Here is a 24,287-nt window from a genome sequence, read left to right on the forward strand (position 1 = left end):
TGGATCAAACTTTTCACGGCTATCGTTTATGAAGCCAAGAGCCTTACCTGCCATGTACGATGAAATGAAACGAGCCCCGGTTTAACGGAGCTCATTAATTCTTGGGTTCTGTTATCTGAGCTTCTCAGCGTTTATAACGTTCGAGCCAGTGCGCATACGGTGCGGGTAAAACCCATGCCGGGCGATCCAACTTCAGTGCCTGCGCCGCCTGATAAGGCCAGTTCGGATTAGCCAGGTGCGCCCGGCCAATCATCACCAGATCAAGTTGTCCGTCTGCGACGGTTTTGTTGGCAACGACTGGATCATCAATTCCCCATGATGATGCTACCGGCAGATTGGCTTCCTGACGAACACGCTGTGCAACCGGCGCCAGAAATGCAGATCCCCATGGGATAGTGGCATTCGGCGTTGAGAAACCGACACTGACATTGACCATATCCAGACCATTATTGCGGAACAGTTTGATCAGTTCGATTGATTCCGCCAGTGTTTCTTCATCCCGGCCATCATATTCAATGACACCAAAGCGGGCAGTGAGCGGCAGATTTTCCGGCCATACCTCGCGTACGGCAGCCAGTGTCTCCAGCAGGAAACGGCTGCGGCCGGCAAAGTCGCCACCGTACTGGTCCGTACGCTGGTTGGCATGAACAGAGAAGAAGCTCTGCGCCAGATAGCCATGTGCAAAATGCAATTCCAGCCATTCAAACCCGGCATCACGCGCTCGGCGGGCGGCATTAACAAAGTCATTTTTAACTCTGTTAATTTCTTCAATGCTCATCGCTTTCGGCACTTTTGGCAGATTCGCGCCAAAGGCAACTGCGGAGGGAGCGATGGTTTCCCAGCCGCGGGAATTGTCCATAATATGATCATCACCTTCCCATGGGATATTGGCACTGGCTTTACGGCCCGCATGTGCGATCTGGATCCCCGGTACGGCGCCACCAGCTTTGATGCCTTTTGCAACTTTGGCCAGCGCGGCGGCCTGCTCGTCATTCCATATGCCGGCACAGTGTGGCGTGATACGACCTTCCGGTGACACGGCTGTTGCTTCAACGATGACAAGCCCGGCACCACCTCTGCCCAGGCTGGTGTAATGGACTTCATGCCACTCGTTAACCATGCCATCGGTTGCTCTGTATTGGCACATAGGCGGGATGGCAATGCGGTTACGGAGTGTCACATCTTTTAATTGGAACGGTGAAAATAGTGCTCCGGTTTCTGTCATCTTGTTAACCTGTAATGATGTTTGATGGTGTAAGCGTATGCTAGAGTATTCATAATGAAAACTATCCAACCATTATGCATTTGATAAGAGTTCGTTATGATTAATCCCCAATGGTTAAGGACATTCTCTGTTTTGGCTGAACTGCGTCATTTCACAAAGACAGCAGACCGACTCGGGCTGACACAGGCGGCGGTGAGTCAGCATTTACGGCATCTGGAAGGCGAGTTTGGTGCTTTATTTGTCAGAAAAGGGCGTCAGCTTGATATCACACCGGCTGGTCAGGCTTTGCTGGATTATGCTCTGGAGATGGAGCAGGCCAATAACCGGCTTACGCTCAGGCTGACAGAAACGGATGCCGAGCATGGCGAGATCCGCATTATTACACCCGGCAGCATCGGCTTACTGATTTATCCTATGTTGCTGGAGTGGCAGATACAGCATCCGGGATTATCTGTTCGTCATCGCTTTGCACCGGATGCCGAAGTGCTGGATGCAGTGCTGAATAATAAGTATGAGCTGGGGATACTGACATTTAAACCGGATGACCCCCGGATTATGGCCACACCGTTTGCAGAGGAAACGCTGGAGCTGGTTGCACCTGCGGGCCATAAGCTCTGCTCGTGGGATGATCTGATGGAACTTGGATTCATTGATCATCCGGACGGACAGGCGATGGCTACCCGTTTATTCAGCCGTCGTTTTCCCGGTAATGCGGGTATCCGTTCTGTTCCGGTGAAAGGATACTGCAATCAGGTCGGGTTACTGCTTGAACCTGTCGCCCGCGGATTGGGGTTCACTGTGCTGCCTTGTTATGCCCGGCAGGCATTTTCCCGACAAGATGACATTGCGGTCATGGATTGTGGTGTTTCGGTAGTGGATCAGCTCTGGCTTATCCATAGAGCTGAATGGCCACTTTCCTGCCGGGCAACAGTTACGGTTGATTATCTCAGAACGCAGGTCGACAGGGCTTATCAGAGCTGCATACAAGCTTCGGATAATAATGAACGGAACCACTGAAGTTCATCCACATAAATACAGGTAACAGAGAAGCAGGGATCGTAATTTTATGGCACTTCATATTGAAACACCGCTTGTTGAATCCCGTCCGCTGAGTCTGATTGCGGAACGGTCTGTCTATTTAAAACTGGATGCATTACAACCACCGGGATCATTCAAGATCCGCGGGATCGGTCTTGCCTGTGAAACCTATCTGGCTCGGGGGGCACAACGTTTTATTTCATCATCAGGCGGCAATGCCGGGCTGGCTGTTGCTTATGCCGGGCGTCGTCTCGGTGTGCCGGTGATCGTGGTTGTTCCGGAAACCACCAGCAACAAAGCCAAAGAACTCCTTCGCATGGAAGATGCCGAAGTCATCGTATATGGCGCATCCTGGCAGGAAGCTAACGCATTTGCACAATCGCTGCTTGGTGAAACCGATGCATTCCTTCATCCGTTTGATGATCCTTTGCTCTGGCAAGGACATGCCTCCATGATTGATGAAGTTGCTCAGACGGGGTATAAACCCGATGCTGTTCTGCTTTCTGTCGGTGGTGGCGGCTTACTTTCAGGCGTTGTGGAAGGCTTGCAACGTAATAAGTGGCATGATGTGCCTGTATTCGCGATTGAAACCGAGGGTGCCGCTTCATTTCATGCCGCTGTAAACGCCGGTCATACGGTCGAGCTGGACAGTATCACCAGTGTGGCAACATCTCTGGGCGCGAAGCGAGTATGTGAGCGTGCACTACAATGTGCGAAAGAACATCCGATCCACAGTGTCGTCATTTCGGACAAAAATGCGCTGGCTGCCTGCGAACGTTTTCTGGATGATCACCGGATCCTGGTTGAACCTGCCTGTGGTGTGAGTCTGGCCATGGTTTACGATCACGCACAGATGTTAGAAGGTTATAAAAACATACTGGTTATCGTGTGCGGCGGAGCTACAACCACGATTGATCAAATCCGGGATTGGTCTGGGAAAAATAGGATACAACCATGCTAAAAGAAAACATCAATGACCTTCTCTCGTTTCTTGTTGTAGCGCAGGAGAGCAGTTTCACCAAAGCGGCGGCAAAACTGGGTGTATCACAATCGGCGCTGAGTCACTCAATCCGGGGGCTGGAGGAGCGGTTGAATTTACGTTTGCTTAACCGTACAACACGAAGCGTTTCTCTCACCGAAGCCGGAGACAGATTGCGTCAAACGCTATCTCCGCGTATTGAAGAAATTGAAGAAGAATTAGACGCCCTGAATGAAGAGCAGAATGGCCCATCAGGGAGTATCCGGATTAGTGCCCCTGAATACGCTGCACAGAATATTCTCTGGCCGGTATTAGAAAAGTTTCTGGTTCAGTATCCGGATATCCGTGTTGAAGTGAATATCGAAAATAGCTTTACCGATATTGTGGCGGAACGTTATGACGCAGGTATTCGTCTTGGCGAACAAGTGGCGAAAGATATGATTGCGGTTCGTATTTCGCCTGACCTGAAAATGGCTGTAGTAGGGACACCATCCTATTTTTCCAACCGGGAAATACCTTTAATCCCTGAAGATCTGCATCAGCACAGATGTATTAATTTAAGACCATCTACTGCCGGTGGTGTCTATGCCTGGGAGTTTGAAAAAGAGAACAGAAATATAAACGTGCGTGGTGAAGGGCAATTGATCTTTAACACCACGACTCAAAGTCTGAAAGCATCATTGGCCGGATTCGGTGTTTCGTATGCCCCCGAAAATCTGATTAAGGGCTATGTAAAAGAAGGAAAGCTAATCAGCGTATTAGAAGATTGGTGTCCTACCTTTCCCGGCTTTCATCTGTATTACCCCAGCAGAAAGCAGCATAAAAAAGCGTTTGCGCTATTAATTGATGCTTTGCGTTACAAAGGTGCGTAGCACCGCGAAAGCCTGACGATCACAAACAACAGAAGCGGGGAAAACCTGCCTCAGAAATTAATGATTCAGCGGCCAATATGCCAAGACCATCAGAAGAGCCGGTAATAAATATTCGTGACATTCAGCGTTCCTCATTCTGCGGATTTGTTCATCGTATGTTGATATACGATGAACAAGACCCATATGTGAGATTGTTATTTACTCAACGAGTTCCAGAATTCGCACTGGTGCTGACTGGCGAACTTACCAGCAGCCGCTGTTGCTGGTTTAGGCTGTTGTAGTAATTGCCAGTGATCAGTACCGGATTTATCTTTATAACTTGGCCAATGTGGTGTTTTCTTTGAATTCGGATTACCGTTTTTGGCAAACGTTGTCCAATACGCCACCATTTGATCAGATAAATGTGTTTGTCCTGCATTGAGTGGATGTGGAGTCCCCGTTGAACCATGATAGAGCGGGAACAGATATTGGATCTCCGATGTATGCGCAGCCCCATAAGGGAATGAAACCGGCTGCATATAAGAAGGCGCAGTTTCATCCATAAATTCATATGCATAAGTATTTGATTCATAGCGTGCAACGTCTTGAATCATTTCTCGCATTGGACAGCTGAATCCCCCATCTGTTTCTGCTGCTGCCAGTGCAACACTTGCTGAAGGGTATGCACTCAACGGGTAATGACGAATGATTTCCTCTGCATTTTTGGCGCCGAATGTTGCTGCAATAGCGGCTGGATAGTCTGCTGCTTTCATCGGTTTACCAGAACCAATTTCAACAATACCTCTGAGCCAACGCCATTCGTCCTTGTTCATCCCCATGATTAATGGCATATGGTTGAATTGACCGGTAGAAAAGGCTTTGGCATAAGACAGAGGAAGAATGGCGCCATCGACAATATGCTGGTTTGTTTGAAATTCTCCGCTCCGTTTCAAAATATCAGCGGCAGAGAGCGCACGCAGGCATTCGGCTGATTGGTCTGGACAACCAACGGCATCAGCAAAACGTTTGCCGAATGTTTCTGCTGTCGGTAAGTCTTTATTCCAATTACCTAAAATCGGGCTGACAACCGGCCCACTTTCGACAATTCCCCGATGAAATAAACCGTGTGCTGCTGGGGAGACCATATTAGCCAGTGTACTTTCACCTCCGGCAGATTCACCAAACAACGTGACGTTATCTGGATCTCCTCCGAATTGTGCAATATTGTCTCTGACCCACCGAAGTGCGGCTTGTTGATCCAATATGCCGTAGTTTGCAAATGGATGACCTTCATTATCTAACGCGGGATGAGCCAGAAAACCAAAAACATTAAGTCGGTAATTGAATGTGACAACAATGGTATGCCCATCTTGTACCAGTTTAGTGCCATCATAATCATCGCCGGAACCGTTGAAATGACCGCCACCGTGGATCCACACCATAACAGGACGTTTTTGTTTCAGATCTGTTTTAGCCGGTGCAAACACATTCAGATAAAGACAGTCTTCCGACACGCTCTGAGATGCAAAAACACCAAAAGTGAATGATTGGGCACATTGGTTGCCATATTTATTTGTTTCTATTAAGTCGTGATTAGCGACAGGCGCAGGTGGCATCCAGCGTAGTTTACCGACTGGCGGTGCCGCATATGGAATACCTAGAAACAGAGCTAATCCATTTTTTTCGATACCACGGATCGGACCGTTGGCCGTTTGAATAACAGGGCGTGTGTTTTCAGCCTGCTTATTTTTATCAAGATGTAGACTCTCTGCCGTGGCAGAAAACACGATGGCTAAACCTGTCAATGTAGCAAACAAGTAACGGGCCAATGAGGCTGTGATTTTATTATTTCTGATCATTTATTTCTCTTTAGACGAATGTGTTTTACAGACATTGTATTGAAGCGTGGTAGGTCGTGAGCGTTAGTTGTTTTTTCGGGATGCCTTTACAGTGTTGGTTACTTCAACTGACAAATTGAGTATAACGAGCACCTATATATGTCGGTAGGTGGTATATTTTGTTAATCGTTATGACAGGAATTCATATATGAATGACATCGACCTGAATAATCTTTTGGCTTTCATTGTGGTTGCTCGTGAACGTAGCTTTACACGAGCAGCAGCACAGTTGGGTGTTTCTCAATCGGCGCTCAGTCATACCATTCGCCGACTGGAAGAGAAAATGGGGATCCGACTTCTAACACGCACCACCCGAGGTGTGTCTACCACGGAAGCGGGTGAGCGGTTATATATTAATCTGGGACCGCATTATGAGGGAATACAAACTGAGCTTTCAGCGCTTTATGCTTTGAATGATAAGCCTGCCGGGACAATACGTATTAGCACGCATGATCGTCCAGCAGACACAATCCTTTGGCCCAAATTATCAAAATTATTACCACTGTATCCCGAGCTTAATATCGAAATTTCCATTAATTATGAGTTAATTGATATCGTGGCTGAACGCTTTGATGCAGGAGTCCGTCTCGGAGATCAAGTGGCAAAGGATATGATCGCGGTCCGGATTTCCCCCGATGTACGAATGGCAGTCGTGGGGGCACCATCTTACTTTAAGAACAGAGTCATACCACAAACACCGCAGGAGCTTACTGGGCAGAATTGCATCAGACTACGTTTGCCAACACATGGCGGTATCTATGCCTGGGAATTTGAAAAAGGCGGGCAGATTTTGCATGTGCAGGTTCAAGGACAAATGATATTCAACCAATCAGTACATATCCTAAATGCAGCCCTGCAAGGTTATGGTATTGCTTATTTACCTGAAGAGCAGATCAAACCTTATGTCGATCAGGGGCAATTAATACAGTTACTTGAGCCGTGGTGCCCGACATTCCCTGGCTACCATTTATACTTTCCAAGTCGTCGGCAATCATCACCCGCTTTTTCACTGGTCGTCGATACCTTACGCTACAGAACATAGCGCTTTGCCATTACCTTATCTCTATTTTGTTGTCCCTGAGCGTATTTAATCAGCTTAGGGCAATGAACACTGATACGACAATATATGAATTATTGTCATATCAATATCAAAAATACCCCATCTACCGTCATTAATTTAACCTTCCTATACTGAACATCCTGATAAGGGAATTGAGTAGTTTACAGGCTGATGCCCTAAGTAATTCTGACTTCTTTTCTCATGGGAAAGCGCTACTGACACCATGACAATTCGGAGCGTAGCCGCTTTTTATCTTGGTATTTTGCTGAACTGTATATTAAGGAAAGCACATGCAAAAACGTAAATTAGGTAACGGTGGTCTTGAGGTATCTGCCATTGGTTTGGGGTGTATGGGCATGACCTTTGGCTACGGTCCAGCAATGGAAAAAACGGCAGCGATCAAACTGATTAGAGATTCATATGAACTTGGCGTGACCTTTTTTGACTCGGCAGAGGCATATGGCGAAGCTAATGAAATATTAGTGGGTGAAGCATTGGCTCCTGTGCGTAATCAAGTGGTAATTGCGACCAAATTCGGTTTTAAAGATGGCATACCGACAGCCGGATTTGACAGTACACCAAAACGTATTCGTGAAGTGGCCGAACAATCACTAAAACGCATGAAGATAGAGTGTATCGATCTGTTTTATCAGCACCGTGTTGATCCGAATGTACCGATTGAAGATGTTGCAGGTGCAGTAAAAGATCTGATTAAAGAAGGCAAAGTTAAACATTTTGGACTGAGTGAAGCCAGTGTTGAAATGATCCGCCGAGCTCATGCAGTACAGCCAGTGACTGCATTGCAAAGTGAATACTCTATGTTTACGCGTGAGCCGGAACAAGAAATTATCCCGACTCTGGAAGAGTTGGGGATCGGTTTCGTTCCTTTCAGTCCTTTGGGAAAAGGATGGCTGACTGGAAAAATCGACACCAGCACGACCTTCCAGGACGGCGATATCCGTAATGTATTACCTCGATTTACCGACGATGCGCGTGCACATAACTTGCGTTTAGTGAGTTTGATCGGCGAAATCGCCCAGAGAAAAGGTGCTACACCAACGCAGATCGCTCTGGCTTGGTTACTAGCTCAGAAACCATGGATCACGCCAATTCCAGGTTCAACCAAATTACATCGTGTTCAGGAAAATATTGGTGGTGCAACTGTTACTTTGACAAGTGCTGATCTTAGTGAGCTGGGTGAATTACTGGCAAAAATGCCAGTAGAAGGTGCTCGTTACAACGCACAAATGCAGAAACTGATCACGCCTAATAAATGACGCTGTATCCGGCTTATTCGCCGGATACATTTTCTAAGTACAATATTGAGTAATTCACAGGAATACTATGACTACTTTGCATAGTGAAACCCGTCATATCGTTTGTACCGTTCATGCACAGACGGCGTATCGCGAGCAAGTAAAGCAGCTGTTGTTCGAGTTGGTACAACCGGCGCGTGACGAAAAGAGCTGCCTTTATTACGACCTGAATCAGGATATCAAGAACCCTGATTTTTTTTACATCATGGATGGATGGGTGTCTGATGAAGCAATTGCAGCGCATATGGCACATCCTAATGTACCGCGAGTAGTTGAACAGCTAAAGCCGTTACTGGCAGAGCCATTGAGTTTGTCTATAAGCCATCGAATATCTGCAGGCACAAGTTGTGGCGGCTAATCAGACGTCTTGACCTTATTTCATTGATTCAGCCAGCATCTCGCGGAGATTTTCAGCCGCCGCTTTCCCTACTTTGGACGCAATGACGGTGATTACATCGGTTAACAGGGCTGGCGTTAACCCCGTATTCAATCCAACGTTTAAATGACGTCGTAACTGTAAATTGACTCCACCCAGATTGGCCAGTGCCGCGATAGTGACTAATTCTCTGGAGTGAAAATCCAGGTTGTCACGCCCCCAAATATCAGCGAACAGATGTTCTTTAACGAAAGCATCCATCGCAGGAACAAAAGTTAAAGCGGGCGAAGTTTCGGGGGAACCCAGTAAAGCGATTTGAATTTCAGTACCTAATTCAGATTTGCTTTTGTGCGCTGGCAGCGGGTTGGGTTCCTGACCCACAGCATCATTAATTCCCTGTGAGCGCCGGGTTTCCAATACAGCCATAAACGTGTTAATCGCATTTAAACTGCGGGGGAAACCGGTGTACGCATACAACTGGATGAGAATTTCCTTTATTTCATTAACGGTTAACCCAGCATCAAGCCCTTCAATCAGACTCTTTTTCAGCCGGTCTAAATCACCACTCGCCGTAAACGCGGCGATGGTAACGATAGATTGCTGTTTTTCGTTTAAAGACATCGTATTAGCCATAAATGCTCCGATTGTCCTAGTCCATAATCGAATATCTCATCTCCCAGCGTCACCCGCTTGCCACCTTGTACTGCTAAGCCCAAACCCAGACCATAAATACACGGCATCGGGTCGGTTACTGCACCACGCCGATACAGCATCAGCGCCGGAATTTGCGTGGTGTAGTCCCCGTCAGTTTGGAGCTGATCACTCACCAGAAAAGCCAGTGTACTGACAACCACCGATTAAATTGAGGTGTCGTTTTTCATGTTTCACCCGCAGAAATAATCACAACGTAAGCCTAGCAGTTTCGATAACCCCTTTCTGCCTATCTGATGCAGATCCATCAGATCAGGCAAAAACATCGTCAAATCAGGCAAACGAACTCCGGTCTTTATGTATTAATCGATATATAGTGCTTATCGGGCTGGTTTATGTTTTTCCGCGCCGGGTGTAGGTAGTGTGCAGCAATTCGTGGGCCTTGTGACCGCACGGCCCACCTTGCAGGAACTCCCGGTAGATTTGCAGTACCTGCGGATTCTCGATTGACTTGCGAACCTCATAGTGAGCATCTTCGCTGTAGATGGCTTTTGCCCGTTTAGCCCGGATCTCAGGGCTGGTCGGGATCGGCTGGCCACCGCCACCGAGACAACCGCCCGGGCAGGCCATCATTTCAATGAAATGGCAGGTACTGAAAAAACCGCCACTTTTGATGTCATCCATCACTTTCCGTGCATTGGGGGTACCGTGAGCAACAGCGACCCGCAGGGTAACGCCTTTCAGCCATTCAAAGTCGGTGAACAGATGCCCGAGCAATTCGGGGACGGGGCCGACGTCCGGGATAGGAACCTCGGCCAGACGAATGCCTTCAAATCCGCGAACCGGAATGATGTCCGCATGCACGTAGAAATCCTCGACCTTCTTGCCGGTGACTATTTCAATCACGGTGCGTAAAGCCGACTCCATGACACCGCCTGTAGCGCCGAAAATGATGCCGGAACCGGTAGGTGTCTCAAAAGGATCGTCGAAATTAGTCTTGGGTAACTTAGGCAGATCTATACCGGACTCCCGCATCATTCTGGCGAGTTCACGCGTCGTGACAGCAAAATCGACATCCTTAAAGCCGGAAGCTGTCATTTCAGGACGGTTACATTCGAATTTCTTCGCAGTACAGGGCATCAGAGCCACCGAAACGATGTCCTTGGGATCGATGCCTTTCTTCTGCGCGTAGTAAGTTTTGATTACAGCGCCGAACATCTGTTGTGGACTCTTGGCTGTGGACAGGTGATCGAGCATCTCTGGATAGAAGTATTCAATGTATTTAATCCAGCCGGGCGAACAACTGGTTAGCAGCGGCAACCGGACCGTGTTGCTCTTTTCAACCAGAGCCTGATGCAGACGCAGAAGCAGTTCTGTGCTTTCCTCGATGATAGTCAGGTCGGCGGAAAAATTGGTGTCGAACACCGCATCAAAACCCATCATTTTGATCGCGGTATTCATCTCGAATGTGAGCGGGGTGCCGGGTTCCAGCCCGAAGCATTCGCCAATCGATGCACGGGGGGCTGGTGCGGTCTGGATCACGACATGCTTGGTCGGATCGTCAATCATCTTCCAGATTTCATCGGTTTGATCGATTTCAGTGAGTGCGCCGGTCGGACAATGGACAATGCATTGTCCACATTCAATGCAAATAGATGAAGCCAACGCCTTATCGCCGAAAGTAGCAACCCGGGATTCTGCGCCCCGTTCCATAATGGCGAGACAACCCACGTCCTGAAACTCATTACAGGCGCGAACACAACGGCGGCAAAGTATGCACTTGTTCATGTCGCGTACGATTGACGCGCCAGAGCAGTCAATTACGTATTCCGGTTCGGTGGGACGGCCGAAGCGGAATGTGTCGACGCCGTATTCTGCCGCCAGAGACTGCAACTCGCAGTTGTGATTGCGCTTGCAGGTGTTGCAGTCGCCATAATGGTTGGCAAGCAGCAGATCGATGATATGACGGCGCGCCTTGCGTACGGTAGCACTGGTGGTCATCACCTTGATTGGCCGGGTGATTGGGTAGGTGCAGGCAGTCTGAAGACCGTGCTGACCCTCGACTTCGACCACGCAGATCCGGCAAATACCGGCAGGCTTAAGATCAGGGTGATCACATAATGTTGGTATTTGCAGGCCGATGCTTCTGGCTGCGCTCAGAATGGTGGTTCCTGACGGTACTGTCACTTCAATACCATCAATGGTGATAGTGACGGGTGGAGGAATGACTTCCGCACCAGCAGCAGTTTCAGTTGTGGAGGACATTTATGTACTCCTTGCAGAATGTTCTGCGGTGAGGTGAGCATTGATCTCGTTCCGGAAATACCGGTTGATCGAAAGCAGCACCTTCGGGCTGGATTGCCCAAGACCACATTTTGAGGCCACACAGATGGTTTCGGCGAGGCTGAGTAACTCGTCCAATTGCTGACCGGAGCATTTGCCGTTACGCAACGACCTGATGCCATTGAGCAGAACCACGTTGCCATCGCGGCATGGCGTGCATTGACCACAGGATTCCTCAACGAAAAATTCCAGGTAGTTTTCTGCCACTTCAAGAAGATCACGGTCAGGACCATATATGATCACCGAACTGCCAGCCCCCAGATCCTCGTAAGCCAGCTTGCGGCCGAACTCAGCGGCCGGCAGGAACCGTCCTGAATATCCGCCGATCTGAACAGCTTTGGCTCCTTCTCCGCCAGCAAGAGCCAGCAAGCCGGATACCGTGGAGCCCCATGGCAGCTCATAGAGGCCGGGGCGGGCACACTCACCGGAGACGCTGAATAGCTTGAAGCCTTTTGACTTTTCGGTGCCGATGCCAGAAAACCATTGAGCACCGCGAGCAAGAATAACGCTGACCGTAGCAAGTGTCTCGACGTTATTCACCACCGTTGGCTGGCCGAGAAAACCGGCTTCGGTCGGGTAAGGTGGACGATTACGCGGCTCGCCCCGGTTGCCTTCCAGTGATTCAATCAGCGCAGTTTCCTCGCCGCAAACATAGGAACCAGCGCCCATCTGAATTCGGATGTCGAAATTAAAACCTTCTTTTCCGGAAATGTCGCAGCCCAGCAATCCGGCTTCACGCCGGGCTTTCAGCACTTGTTCTAGGTGAGGCAGGAGATAGGCGTATTCGGCCCGCAGATAGACGATGCCCTGGCTTGCCCTGATGGCATAGGCGGCAATCGTCATTCCTTCAAACACCAGATCCGCAAACCAGGACAGGGTGATCCTGTCTTTGAAAGTGCCCGGTTCTCCCTCATCCGCATTGCAGATCATGTATTTCACATCGCCATTTGCGTCAGCTGCCATCTTCCATTTCGTACCGGTAGGAAAGCCGGCGCCGCCGCGGCCACAAAGGCCGGATGCGGATATCTCTGCAATAACTTCGTCAGGTTCCATGGCTGCCGCTTTCGTGATGCCGGCGTTGGCGTGGTGGCTGGCATAGGTCAGGGTCGTAGTGAAACTGTCGCCGACCATGCCGGTTATCGGGCGGTGAGAATAGAATTTCTCAGTACATTGTCTGATAATCTGAGGGATGAGGAGAGGGGTGAGATTAGAAAATACCTCGCTGTTGATCATCATCGCTGGTGCCTGATCATCCATGCCGATGCAACTAGTCCATTGCAGAGTGAACAGACCGTCCGGAGTCGTTTCCCCGAACCTGATGCCGAGAACAGTTTCGAGTTGCCGGGCGATATCGTTTGCGCCCTTCATGATGGAAGAGATATCCCGGCTGAGGCGGATAATGAACTTGCCCTTGGGCTCGGTGTTGATGAAATGATAGAAAGTGGCAACGCCATAGACTTTGGCAGCATGAATGCCCAGTAAATCAGCGACATATTGCATGGCGAGTTCGGAGACGTAGCCGTATTCCTCTTGTATAACCCGGAGGATCGGCAGCAGCGCTGAACGCTGGCGGTCGTATTTTCCCACCACCGTAGAGATGAATTCTCTGAGTTTTTCCTGTTCAGTCAGCAACATTCCTATCTTTCCTCCGTGCATTTGCCGGATTACGGGCTGCCGGTTCAGGCAGAATGTGTCTGTGCTGCGCTTGGTGGTTTTTAGTTTCGTTCGTGTTTGCTCACTATGAGCATAGCATCATAAGAAACGCCATCTTGATTAACAGATAGTAAAAAGCCTCTTTAATGAACTTAAAGAGGCTTTTTTTGATCAATCAATTACAGCGCCAGTTTCAGAATTTCTTTGACATCTTCAGGTGTAATATCACCGTACTCACCCAACTTAACATGACCATGCTGAGTCAGTTTCTCGGCAACAGCAGGAATCACAGACGCATCTAAGCCATAAGCGGACAAGCGTGGCGGATTGCCCATACTTTCAAAAACTCTTCCGTTTTCTTGATAGCAGCATCAACACGTTCATCATCGCTGCCGGTACGCAGATCTAATACACGTTCCGCATATTGCAGTAATTTGGCTTTTTTCTGCTCTTTTTTGTATTTCCATACCGCAGGCAGAACAATCGCCAGCGTTTGCGCATGATCCAACCCATACAAACCGGTAATTTCATGACCAATCATGTGGGTTGCCCAGTCGGTTGGCACACCGGTGTTCAGCGTACCATTTAATGCCATGGTGGCTGTCCACATCAGGTTAGCTCGCACGTCATAATCAGTTGGGTTAGCCAGCGCCGCAGGGCCATCTTCAAACAGGTTATGCAATAACCCTTCCGCAAAACGATCCTGAACCTTGGCATTGACCGGGTAGGTCATATATTGCTCAACGGTGTGAACAAAGCTATCCACTACGCCATTAGCAACCTGACGGGTAGGGAGGGAGTAGGTTGTTTCAGGATCAAGCACCGAGAAACGTGGTTGCACATGAACAGAATCAAAGAACAGTTTGTCTTTTGTTTCCGCTTTAGTAATCACCGCGCCGGAATTCATTTCTGAACCGGTTGCCGGCAGTGTCAGCACACAGCCGAGTGGGATCGCATCAGCGACATGCGCGCCATAAGTCTTAAGAATTTCCCATGGATCATTCGGATAAAGAGAAGCCGCAGCGATGAATTTACTGCCATCAATTACTGAACCACCACCTACGGCCAGAATGTAGGTAATGTTTTCTTTTTTGACGATTTCGACCGCTTTCATCAGGGTTTCAAAATGCGGGTTAGGTTCAATACCACTGAATTCAAAACAGGTGTAGCCATTCAGAGCTGTATGAACCTGATCCAGCACGCCATTTTTTTTGATGCTGCCGCCACCATAAGTGATCAATACACGTGCATCAGCCGGGATTTCATCTTTGATCTTAGCGATCTGACCTTTACCAAAATGGATCTGCGTTGTATTACGAACACTGAAATTATTCATCATATTACCTTTATAGATTGTTATGACTTTGATATCCGGTACGGATTAACCCGGGCGTTATAACTGGAATAATCATCTGAACCATTGTGAAAAACGTTGTGCCGGATTGTCGGATTGAACCAGCTCGCCAATCATCGGTGTCAGCAACCGGTATGATTTTCCTTTGCTGGCTTCGCTGATGCGGATGAGCGGATCATTCCAGGCATGATGAGCCAGTTTGAATTTACTGTTATGGGAAGGCAGAACCGCAGATGCGTTCAGATCTTCACCTGCCTGCGCTGTTTCCTCCGGCATCATGTGGATGAAACGCCAGTTTTCGTTATATTGTCCGCATTCCAGAATGGCCAGATCAAAACGACCGAACTGCTTTCCGATCTCTTTAAAATGTGGCCCGTATCCGCTATCACCGCCAACATAAATCTTATGACGGGGTGTCACTAATGCAAATGAAGACCATAACGTTTTATTTCTTGTCAGCAGACGGCCGGAGAAATGACGCGCAGGCAGGATATGAATTTCCAGACCATTTTGACGTTTGATGACACTACGCCAGTCACCTTCCTGAATGATATTTTTTGCAAATCCCCACTGTTCAAAATAGGAACCCACACCCAATGGTGTTATCACATTTTTAATTTTCGATTTCAGCCCGTTTACTGTCGCATAATCAAGATGATCCCAGTGATCATGCGTCGTAATTAAATAATCAATTTCCGGTATATCATCAACAGTGTAGATATTACTGCCTGGAAATGCCTGGTTTGTTGCCGGGACAGGGGATGCGTTATCACTAAATACCGGATCAATCAAAAAACGGATACCATCCAGCTGAATGTAATAAGATGAATGTCCCATCCAGACAACCGTGTTTTCTGATTTATTTAAACGATGCAAATCAGTTTTGACAGAAGGTAAGGGTGCTGTCGGGATTGAATTATGATCCTTACCGAATAAAAACTGCGTCATCGTTGCAATCCTGCTCTGATTGCTGGTTAATACAGGCGTTTCAACCTGATTCTGAAATACGCCGGCATCATAAGATGAAACCAGGTTTCTGTTTTCAAAACTAATCTCATCCGGCAATTGTGCAAACTGAGGTTGTCGCAGATAAAAAAAGGTAAATACGACCATCATCGAAATAATGGAAAGGAATAAAATCAACATTTTGAATGCAACCTTGCTGTAAGGGCCGTAAGATTCCACTGCCATTTCGTTTTTTGCCATCACCAAACCTGTTACCGCCAAACACAGAATTAATGTCAGAGCTTAGCATGCCTGCAGGCCCCTGATTATATGTATAAAACTAATAAGTCTTGTGAGCCCAATTCATGAATCATGGGCGCTGAGTTTTCTCTGCATTTATGAGTAGCATGCATAGCTCTATTGTCATTTTGCGGTATTAAGTCTGCTTATTTTTCACCTGTGAACTATGCTGAAAAGAACTGCTCAGTTATCAGGGTTTTTCAGAATCCGCACAGGTGAAAATGATGAAAAAGCTATTGATACTTAATTTATTCTTCCTTGGAATTGTTGGGTGTGTTGCACCGAAAGCTGACAGTGCACCACCCAAAGAGGCAACCATCACTGCCAATGTACAGCAAGTACACATTGACGGTGGGGCGTATTTCTTCAAGCCAAATCACGTAATTGTTAAAGTAAATATACCAGTGGAATTAATCGTCAAAGTAGAGAGTGGATTGATTCCACATAATTTCGTTATCCAGGCACCTGAGGCTGGAATCATGGTCAAAGAGAGTCTATCCAGTGATGCCAAGACCATCCGTTTCACGCCTAAAGCCGTCGGCAAATATCCTTTTTATTGTAGTCACGGGCTGCCATTTGTTAAAAGTCACCGTGAAAGAGGTATGGAAGGTTTAATTGAAGTAGTGGAATAACCTGATGTTATTAATTTCGGTTTTTGTTGCTGCTCTTACGGGTATAGCCCCGGACGCTCTGACTAAAGCCATTGATAATTATCATCGGGTCGAATCTTATTCTGTCACTATTCGCTCTTCCGGTGAAAATGGTGCCCAGAATATTCGCTATTACTACAAAAAACCCGGTTTCGTGCGCATGGAATTTATTCATCCGCATGAAGGCGCGGTACTGATTTACAGTCCGGATACCCGGCGGGTTCGCGTGTGGCCATTTGGCATAAACCATTTTCCGGAATTGAATTTGAGTCCTGACAATCTGTTGATCCGGGGTTCTGGTGGTCAACAAGTCGATAGCTCGGATATCGGGGCGTTATTCATGAATATTCGCACTCTGGCAACCGGCGGTACTTCTGAGATCGTGAAAGAAGAGTACGTGTCAGGGCGTACGGATCTTCATATGGTCGTAACGGGCGCTGACAAATTTGTTGTTGGCGGGGTACATCGATATGAACTCTGGCTTGATACAGGAAATCAGTTTCCTATCAAAGTAATAAGTCATGATCAGTACAATACCATTATTGAGACTGTGATAATGGAAGCTCCGGAAGTTAATGCTCAACTGCCGGATCGGTTGTTTAATCCATAGTAAGGAGCAGCATGGAGTACAATATTGTAACTGTCTGGCATATTGAAGCTCCGCTCGAAACAGTTTATGAACTGATCAGTCAATCTCTGAATTGGCCTCAGTGGTGGTGTAATGTGAAAAGTGTCGAGGAAATTGCCCCCGGAGATACAAAGGGTATTGGTAACATCCGACGTTATACCTGGCAAGGCGTCCTGCCATACAGGCTCATTTTTGATATATGTGTGACCCATATTGAGCCGCAAGTTGTGATCGAAGGTATTGTCAGCGGTGACCTGGAAGGCTACGGTCGTTGGTCATTTAGTAGTCATGAGACTATGACCATCGTGCGCTATGAATGGCTGGTACGTACGACGTCTTTCTGGATGAATCTGTTGGAGCTGTTTGCATACCCTTTAATTAAGTGGAATCACAACCTTGTCATGCGACAAGGAGGCAAAGCGCTTGCTCACAAACTCAACTCACGTTTAATTCAGGTCGCTCATTACTCAAGATGATAACTTGAGAGTATCCAATGTGTACCTTCTTACGCTGGCCGATAAATTGGCATCATTGATCAATGAGCGACCATAGGAAGGTATCATTGTTTTCAGCTTGTCTTGCCATTCAGCGGACTGCATTTGTTGCGGGAAACATCGCTCCAGCACGTCTAACATGGTTTTGACGCTAACGGATGCGCCTGGCGAAGCCCCGAGCAATGCAGCCAGACTTCCATCTTCCGCCGCCACAATTTCAGTGCCAAACTCAAGTTTTCCCCATTTATGATGGCAGCGTTTTATGATTTGTACCCGTTTACCTGCGTGAGCGAGTTGCCAGTCTTCTGCACGTGCATTTGGAATAAAAGCTTCCAATGATTGCATCCGCTGACTGTGCGTCTGGAATACTTCTTTCACCAGATATTTTGTTAAATCAAAGTTGTTTTTACCTGCGCCAATCAGACTTTTCAGATTGTGTGGTCTCACCGATTTAGCCAAATCGAATGGGGAGCCGTGTTTTAAAAACTTAGTCGTGAAACCAGCATATGGCCCGAATAACAGGCTTGGTTTACCATTAATAATCCGGGTATCCAAATGGGGGACAGACATCGGCGGGGCACCAACAGCTGCCAGACTATACACTTTGGCATGGTGCTGCCGGATGAGATCCTGGTTTTGACAAATCAGCCATTGTCCACTGACAGGAAACCCACCGTAACCGGCCGCTTCTTCAATACCTGAATTTTGCAACAAATGCAGGGCAACGCCACCGGCACCCAGAAATACAAAGGGGCTTTCGATGGTTTGTTTTGCAGCGCTATTCTGATTTTTGACTTTAACCGCCCAAGGTTTTTTTGCGCCATGAGCCCGGTGCAAGTCAACAACCCTGGTATTGGTTAACAGCTCGAAATTGGCATTTTTCTGAAGATAACTGACGAGTATGCGGGTCAGTGCACCAAAGTTAACGTCCGCACCATGCTCAACGCGCGTTGCTGCTAACTTAGGTTCCGCCTGACGGCCTTTCATCATTAAAGGCATCCAGTCAGCCAGCGTCTGTTCGTCTTCCGACCACTTCATTTCCGAAAATAAATGATGAGACTTAAGCAGCGTGTATCTTGCTTTGAGAAAATCGATGTCTTTCTGACCCCAGACTGCGCTGAGGTGAGGAACCCGGTTGATAAATGAAGAGGGAGTTATGTTTTCACGGTCTGCATTGACTAAATGCGACCAGAATTGCAAAGAGACTTCAAACGCCGCGTTGATTTCTAAAGCGCGCTGAATAAGTACATTGCCATCTTTATCGTGTGGCGTGTAGTTAAGCTCGCAATACCCCGCGTGGCCGGTTCCTGCGTTGTTCAGGGCGCCGGAGCTTTCAAGGGCGATATCGGGTAATTGTTCAATCATACAAATATGCAATGCAGGATCCAGGCGGTGAATCAGCATCGCCAGTGTTGCACTCATGATCCCACCGCCAACCAAAGTAACATCTGCATGAATTGAAGCCATTCAACAACCCTGTTAAGCATGTCAATGATAGATGGATTATAAATACATTTTTACTAATATGATATGCATGTAAGTTTTCTTTAAATATTAATAAGTCCGGTTATGGCGTATAAATATAGTGTCTTATAAGCGATTTAATCGGGATATATATGAATCTCAAACTACTGGCTATAGCGGCTTTGCTCATTTCTGGCACTGCATCAGCTGACAGTACATTACGTTGTGGCAATTCACTTATTACCGTCGGTGATACCAAGTTTGAATTGATTATGAAGTGTGGCGAGCCGATCGGCGCCAAAAATAAAGAGATAATAGTAGTAAACGAATACGGGATGAGAATGGCCGTAATCAAAGAAGAGTTGATAATCGATATGGGTAATGATCGGCTTATCGGACTGGTGTCGGTTGTAGATGGTGTGATCACATCAATAGAAGATGGCCCCAGAAACAATTAATCAGGTTAAGAGTAATTGGCCGGCCCCAAATAACAAAAAAGGCGACTATCACTAGCCACCTTTTAAGACAATTTCATATGACAGGATTTCAGTCGTTTTTAACGACCGATAGTGACGGTCTTTTTTTAATATGAACGGGCGGTTCTATCGGTGCGATTTGTTCATCTTCGTTGATAATATATTGAAAATGTTGAGAATCAACCAGCTCTTTACCATTCAAACCGTTCAGGCTGATCAATTGATCAGTGCCGAATGAAATCTGAGTAACCATGTTCTGAATTCTGCATTCAAAACTGATTATGTTGTCTTTGTGGATGAAATATTTCATCGCCATCGGCGTCAGCGACAGGTTCACGAACCATAGATGTTCATCTTGATGTACGTGAGCAACCAGAGGGGCAGGGATCCATGGGCTTAGTTTCAAATCACCATTCTGATCAAGACACGAAGCCAGAACAACAGCATGAATGCTTTTTACTTCATTATTCTGGCACATGTCTTCATAGACGATATCAAATACCGCTGAATTGACTTTGGCGCATCTGCGCATTTGATGGTTAATATCTGTCATAACATCCTCTGAACAACAATCAGTAACTATTCGCCAGTTCGGACGGCATCCCGGTATCCTGAACTGCCTGCTTCACCGCTTCACCAAGCTGCCAGACAGCCATAGAGTAGTGTACGCTCTTATTGTAGCGGGTGATGGTGTAGAAGTTCGTCAAACCGTACCAGTATTCATAGCCGGTACCGACATCCAGACGCAATACACTTGCTTCGGTATGATTACCAAGACTCTGAGTTGGCTGTAAACCTGCAGTCATCAGTGTCTGTACCGGATAGCGGTTTTCAAAACCATATTTGAAGCCAGTAGCCTGACCATTTCCCCGGATAGCGATAGCATCGCCCGGTGTCCAGCCATGAGCCCGGAAGTAGTGGGCGACACTGCCTATTGCATCTTCCGGATCCCACAAGTTGGTATGGCCATCCTGGTTGAAATCGACGGCATAGCTTTTATAAGAGGACGGCATGAACTGGCTATAACCCATGGCGCCCGCGAAGGAACCGCGTAGTTCATGAGCATCAATGTGTTCATCACGCGCCATCAGCAGAAACGTTTCCAGTTCTTTTGTGAAATATGCAGAACGACGCGGGTAGTTGAATGACAAAGTGGCCAGCGCATCCAGCAAACGGGTTTTGCCGGTTACACGTCCCCAGCGGGTTTCTACGCCAATGATCCCCACAATGATTTCCGGTGGTACACCATATTGCTGGTATGCACGATCCAGCACCGCGGCATGTTGCTGCCAGAAAGCGGCGCCGTTCTGAATATTACCCGGAGTGATAAACTGCTTGCGATAACGCAGCCAGGCACCGGTAGGGCCAGATGGTTTTGTGCTAACACTTGGAGCCTGGCGATCCATCAGACGGATCACAGAATCCAGACGTTTCGCGTTACTGATCCAGTATTCCAACTGACCACGGTCATAGTTGTGTTTGGTCACCATGTAGTCAATAAAGCGACGTGCGTTTTCGTTGTTTCTGAAGTCACCGCTGGTGATCCCGGTTCCGCCCGACGGCTGGCTGTATTGCTGCTGCGTGATCATCACAGTTTCATTGTTTGCCGGGGTAGACTGTCGGTTGTCGTCAGTATTATTGCTGCTGCAGGCCGACAGCAGGGAACACAGGGCCAGTAAAGGTAGAGTAGTGCGCATTGGAATTCCGTATCTCCGGTGTGAAAACTGAGCAAGGCGTCCCGTCCTTGCCGGTTCGGCCGATGCCTCAAGACGGGGAGATGCAGACTTTACAGCTGAAAGAGGGGCAATGGAACATTAAAAAAGAATTCATCGACATTTCCATGGCGGATCCAGTTTGGATCCGCCATCTACTCCTTATTCGCTTACAGTAACAAACGAGGCTTCAGTTGTACCCTCTGGCAATGTCAATGCACTCGGCGTTGTCTTGCTGACCACAATCTCTTTACTGACAGTAAATGTGACCGGTTGAGTATTAGATACTTCCGATGACGGCGCTACGTAAACATTGTACGTACCAGGTTCAATAATCCATTGATTATTAGCAGAATCGAAACTAGATAGCGTCTGAGCAGAGATACTGAATGTCAGCGTTTCAGACTCACCGGCCGCTAATAGATCTGTCTTATCAAATGCCTTCAGCTCAATAGTCGGTTTTTTCAGTTTCACTTCAGGCGCATTCACGTAAACCTGAGCGGCCTCTTTACCGGCTACATCACCTGTATTGGTGATAGTTGTCGTTATTGTTAGCTTGCCATCTGTAGCAAGTGTATTGGACGTTACAGCTGTATTGCCATAAGCAAACGTGGTATATGACAAACCATGACCAAATGGATAGGAAACCTGCTTATTAAATGAGGTGTAATAGCGGTAACCGACATAAATCCCTTCGTTGTAATAAGACTTATCTGCCAAGCCATCGCCATCTATATCAGTACCGGGGAAGGTCGCTGATGACGGCACATCGCTATAGGAAGCCGGCATGGTTTGCGCCAGCTTACCACTCGGGTTGACGGCTCCGGATAATACATCGGCTACTGCACTACCAGTTTCCTGTCCGCCCATATAGGCCAGAAGAATGGAGTCTACCTTATCAGACCAAGCGGTTGTATCAATCACACCATTGACGTTGAGTACCACAGTGACCTTTTTGTCTTTGGCATGGAACGCAGCTGAAACCGCATTGATCATTTCCAGCTCTTCGGCGCTCAGGAGGTAGTCACCTTCACCACTGTTGCGATCACCACCCTCACCAGCCTGGCGGCCTATCGTGATAATGGCAGCATCATCACTCTCAGCTGCGCTAGCAATCAAATTTTGCAATGCCGGAGTTGCTGCAACCGAAGGTTCTTCAATGACATAACCAGATGCGAATAAAGCAGGATTAGGTACTTTGTTAGTATCCCAATAATCACTAAAGAACGTTACTAAACCATCATTGACCTCAAATTGTTCAGCCAGTCCGCTAGCAATGTTTTTAACATAGGCCGCATTAACATCACCGCTACCCGTTCCGCCTTTAAAGGTATTGATTTGAGTTGTTCCAAATGTAGCAACTTTTTTGCCTGCCGCAATCGGTAATGCTGATGTCGTATTTTTCAGCAGCACCATACTTTCACTTGCTGCCAGGCGTGACAAGGCAGCATGCGCATTCAGATCAGGATTTTCGGAATAGTTATAATGGTTGTAAGAAGGGGTTTTCTGCACCTGGGTTAAAATGGCAACAACACTCTTATCAATATCTTCTTCTGTCAGTGTTCCATTGTCATAAGATGCCTGCAAGTCCTCTTTAAGATTGCCGGGCTCTATCAGGTTGTTACCAGCCGTGATCATTTTTGCTGCCGACTCCGGATCGCGGCCAACGTTACCCGTGAAATTGGAAGTAAGTCCGGTTACGTTGCCGGCAAACCAGTCAGACATCACTAAACCCTTGAAATGCCATTCATCTTTCAGGATATTAGTCATCACATCTTTGCGGTGATTGGCATAGGTACCATTTACCAAGTTATAAGAGCTCATGATTGCCCAAGGCTGCGCGTCCTCAACGGCGATCTGGAAACCTCTCAGGTAAATTTCCCGCAGGGTTCTTGGTTCGGCAATGGAATCGTTAAAGAATCGGTTGGTTTCAGCATTATTAGCAAAAAAATGCTTGATAGTGGTACCCACACCGTTAGATTCAACGCCGTTCACCATTGCCGCTGCAATTTTACCCGATACCACCGGATCTTCTGAATAATACTCAAAGTTACGGCCAAGCAGAGGGTTGCGTTGAATATTCATCCCTGGAGCCAGTAAAAAATCAACTCCGTATTCTTTGACTTCATCACCAAATGCCTCACCAACTTTCTTCACCAAGTCAGTATCCCAGCTCGATGCCAGTAATGAACCGATTGGCCACGCTGTGGCATAAAAAGTACCGCTGTTACCCTCTCTGGTTGGACTGAAACGCAAACCTGCAGGACCATCGGACAATTTAGCTGCCGGGATATCGAGCACCTCGTTTTTGACGCCGTTAATATAACCAGCAATACCGGGTACATCTTTTCCTTCTTCCAAGTTAATAGGCGGTATTCCAGCATAGGTTGTCAAATCCATTCCCGGACCCTGTAGAATATCGAGTTTCTCGCTCAAGCTGAGATCTTTGAGCATGGCCTCTGCTTTCGCCCGGTATTGCGCATCCTCATCTTGGACTTGCGACGTGTTATTATCATCATCATTACAGCCGGCGAGAGTTCCGGCTAATCCAATTGACACGGCGACTGCGACAACACTTAACTTTAACTTCTGTTGGTAAGCTATCATCATTTATTCCTTTAAAAGTAGGATTATTCGAATTTAAAATAATGAAGACATAAATCATCCGATCTTTTAACCATTAATGATTACCAGATCTTTATTTTTATGGAATGAGAAATTTAAAATTCCGAATTTAATCTAATTGATTTTTAGCTGAACATCTTTGCATTTTGGTGGGATTGCAAAAAACACTATAGCGATCTACTCTTTACCATTTGTTACAAATAGAATAACAATGTTTTCATATTTTGTGATGGCAGTCACTTTTAAATG

21 protein-coding genes and 1 pseudogene are annotated in these 24,287 nt (G+C 47.2%); 10 read left to right on the top strand and 12 right to left on the bottom strand.

All coding sequences use genetic code 11. The features are described 5' to 3' along the window. Positions 1-124 precede the first annotated feature (124 nt). A complete protein-coding gene (locus TOLA_RS07620) occupies positions 125-1,225 on the bottom strand; it encodes an NADH:flavin oxidoreductase/NADH oxidase (protein ID WP_015878581.1) in 1,101 nt (366 codons plus the stop codon). 96 nt (positions 1,226-1,321) lie between these two features. On the opposite strand from TOLA_RS07620, the gene TOLA_RS07625 reads away from it, so the two are divergent. The 3 genes from TOLA_RS07625 to TOLA_RS07635 are packed head-to-tail and all read left to right on the top strand — an operon-like array spanning position 1,322 to position 4,114. Beyond that, entirely contained in the window at positions 1,322-2,242 is a 921-nt protein-coding gene (locus TOLA_RS07625) for a LysR family transcriptional regulator (RefSeq protein WP_015878582.1), read from the top strand. A 49-nt stretch (positions 2,243-2,291) separates the two neighbouring features. Then, a complete protein-coding gene (locus TOLA_RS07630; protein WP_015878583.1) occupies positions 2,292-3,224 on the top strand; it encodes a pyridoxal-phosphate dependent enzyme in 933 nt (310 codons plus the stop codon). Beyond that, positions 3,218-4,114 (top strand): LysR family transcriptional regulator, encoded by an 897-nt coding sequence (locus TOLA_RS07635; protein WP_015878584.1) that lies wholly within the window; start codon positions 3,218-3,220, stop codon positions 4,112-4,114. The genes TOLA_RS07630 and TOLA_RS07635 overlap by 7 nt, the downstream gene beginning before the upstream one ends. 194 nt (positions 4,115-4,308) lie before the next feature. Here the strand turns inward: TOLA_RS07635 and TOLA_RS07640 are convergent, their stop codons facing one another. Then, positions 4,309-5,952, bottom strand: a complete 1,644-nt coding sequence (locus TOLA_RS07640) for a carboxylesterase/lipase family protein (protein ID WP_015878585.1) — start codon at positions 5,950-5,952, stop codon at positions 4,309-4,311. A gap of 187 nt (positions 5,953-6,139) precedes the next feature. Between TOLA_RS07640 and TOLA_RS07645 the strand changes: the two genes are divergently transcribed. The 3 genes from TOLA_RS07645 to TOLA_RS07655 all read left to right on the top strand — a co-directional run bounded on the left by TOLA_RS07645 (position 6,140) and on the right by TOLA_RS07655 (position 8,725). After that, a complete protein-coding gene (locus tag TOLA_RS07645) occupies positions 6,140-7,033 on the top strand; it encodes a LysR family transcriptional regulator (RefSeq protein ID WP_015878586.1) in 894 nt (297 codons plus the stop codon). Positions 7,034-7,341: 308 nt separating this feature from the next. Then, complete coding sequence (locus TOLA_RS07650; protein ID WP_015878587.1) at positions 7,342-8,328, top strand: aldo/keto reductase; 987 nt, start codon at positions 7,342-7,344, stop codon at positions 8,326-8,328. 67 nt (positions 8,329-8,395) lie between these two features. Then, on the top strand, positions 8,396-8,725 hold the full coding sequence (locus tag TOLA_RS07655) for a putative quinol monooxygenase (protein ID WP_015878588.1): 330 nt from the start codon (positions 8,396-8,398) through the stop codon (positions 8,723-8,725). A 15-nt stretch (positions 8,726-8,740) separates the two neighbouring features. On the opposite strand, the gene TOLA_RS07660 is transcribed toward TOLA_RS07655, so the two are convergent. The 6 genes and pseudogenes from TOLA_RS07660 to TOLA_RS07680 form a co-directional block, all read right to left on the bottom strand. Further along, positions 8,741-9,409 carry a carboxymuconolactone decarboxylase family protein gene (locus TOLA_RS07660; protein WP_281054825.1) on the bottom strand — a complete coding sequence of 223 codons (669 nt, stop codon included), beginning with the start codon at positions 9,407-9,409 and terminating at the stop codon, positions 8,741-8,743. Next, entirely contained in the window at positions 9,355-9,516 is a 162-nt protein-coding gene (locus TOLA_RS17075) for an AraC family transcriptional regulator N-terminal domain-containing protein (RefSeq protein WP_425358056.1), read from the bottom strand. Before TOLA_RS17075 ends, TOLA_RS07660 begins: the two co-directional genes overlap by 55 nt. Before the next feature lie 271 nt (positions 9,517-9,787). Beyond that, positions 9,788-11,659 carry an NADH-dependent [FeFe] hydrogenase, group A6 gene (locus TOLA_RS07665; protein WP_015878590.1) on the bottom strand — a complete coding sequence of 624 codons (1,872 nt, stop codon included), beginning with the start codon at positions 11,657-11,659 and terminating at the stop codon, positions 9,788-9,790. Beyond that, complete coding sequence (locus TOLA_RS07670; protein ID WP_015878591.1) at positions 11,660-13,372, bottom strand: NAD(P)H-dependent oxidoreductase subunit E; 1,713 nt, start codon at positions 13,370-13,372, stop codon at positions 11,660-11,662. 197 nt (positions 13,373-13,569) lie between these two features. Beyond that, a pseudogene (locus TOLA_RS07675) lies at positions 13,570-14,726 on the bottom strand (iron-containing alcohol dehydrogenase). 72 nt (positions 14,727-14,798) lie between these two features. Next, the gene (locus TOLA_RS07680) at positions 14,799-15,950 is read right to left on the bottom strand and encodes an MBL fold metallo-hydrolase (protein ID WP_015878592.1); all 1,152 of its coding nucleotides are present in this window, start codon (positions 15,948-15,950) and stop codon (positions 14,799-14,801) included. 263 nt (positions 15,951-16,213) lie between these two features. On the opposite strand from TOLA_RS07680, the gene TOLA_RS07685 reads away from it, so the two are divergent. The 3 genes from TOLA_RS07685 to TOLA_RS07695 are packed head-to-tail and all read left to right on the top strand — an operon-like array spanning position 16,214 to position 17,743. Continuing rightward, a complete protein-coding gene (locus tag TOLA_RS07685; RefSeq protein WP_148210431.1) occupies positions 16,214-16,621 on the top strand; it encodes a quinol oxidase in 408 nt (135 codons plus the stop codon). Positions 16,622-16,625: 4 nt separating this feature from the next. Beyond that, positions 16,626-17,249 (top strand): LolA family protein, encoded by a 624-nt coding sequence (locus TOLA_RS07690; protein WP_015878594.1) that lies wholly within the window; start codon positions 16,626-16,628, stop codon positions 17,247-17,249. 11 nt (positions 17,250-17,260) lie between these two features. Then, positions 17,261-17,743 (top strand): SRPBCC family protein, encoded by a 483-nt coding sequence (locus TOLA_RS07695; RefSeq protein ID WP_015878595.1) that lies wholly within the window; start codon positions 17,261-17,263, stop codon positions 17,741-17,743. Here TOLA_RS07695 and mqo read toward each other — a convergent pair. Beyond that, positions 17,735-19,228 carry a malate dehydrogenase (quinone) gene (mqo, locus tag TOLA_RS07700; RefSeq protein ID WP_015878596.1) on the bottom strand — a complete coding sequence of 498 codons (1,494 nt, stop codon included), beginning with the start codon at positions 19,226-19,228 and terminating at the stop codon, positions 17,735-17,737. The genes TOLA_RS07695 and mqo overlap by 9 nt on opposite strands. A gap of 149 nt (positions 19,229-19,377) precedes the next feature. Between mqo and TOLA_RS07705 the strand changes: the two genes are divergently transcribed. Continuing rightward, on the top strand, positions 19,378-19,683 hold the full coding sequence (locus TOLA_RS07705) for a DUF2845 domain-containing protein (RefSeq protein WP_015878597.1): 306 nt from the start codon (positions 19,378-19,380) through the stop codon (positions 19,681-19,683). Positions 19,684-19,771: 88 nt separating this feature from the next. On the opposite strand, the gene TOLA_RS07710 is transcribed toward TOLA_RS07705, so the two are convergent. From TOLA_RS07710 to TOLA_RS07720, 3 genes are all read right to left on the bottom strand, one after another. After that, positions 19,772-20,254, bottom strand: coding sequence for a hypothetical protein (locus TOLA_RS07710; protein WP_015878598.1), 483 nt, complete (start codon positions 20,252-20,254; stop codon positions 19,772-19,774). 19 nt (positions 20,255-20,273) lie between these two features. Continuing rightward, positions 20,274-21,398 carry a lytic murein transglycosylase B gene (gene mltB, locus TOLA_RS07715; RefSeq protein WP_015878599.1) on the bottom strand — a complete coding sequence of 375 codons (1,125 nt, stop codon included), beginning with the start codon at positions 21,396-21,398 and terminating at the stop codon, positions 20,274-20,276. Positions 21,399-21,575: 177 nt separating this feature from the next. After that, a complete protein-coding gene (locus tag TOLA_RS07720; RefSeq protein WP_015878600.1) occupies positions 21,576-24,020 on the bottom strand; it encodes a beta-glucosidase family protein in 2,445 nt (814 codons plus the stop codon). Positions 24,021-24,287: the final 267 nt, after the last annotated feature.

Origin of the sequence: Tolumonas auensis DSM 9187, from assembly GCF_000023065.1 — a bacterium.
In the GTDB taxonomy this organism is placed as follows: domain Bacteria; phylum Pseudomonadota; class Gammaproteobacteria; order Enterobacterales; family Aeromonadaceae; genus Tolumonas; species Tolumonas auensis.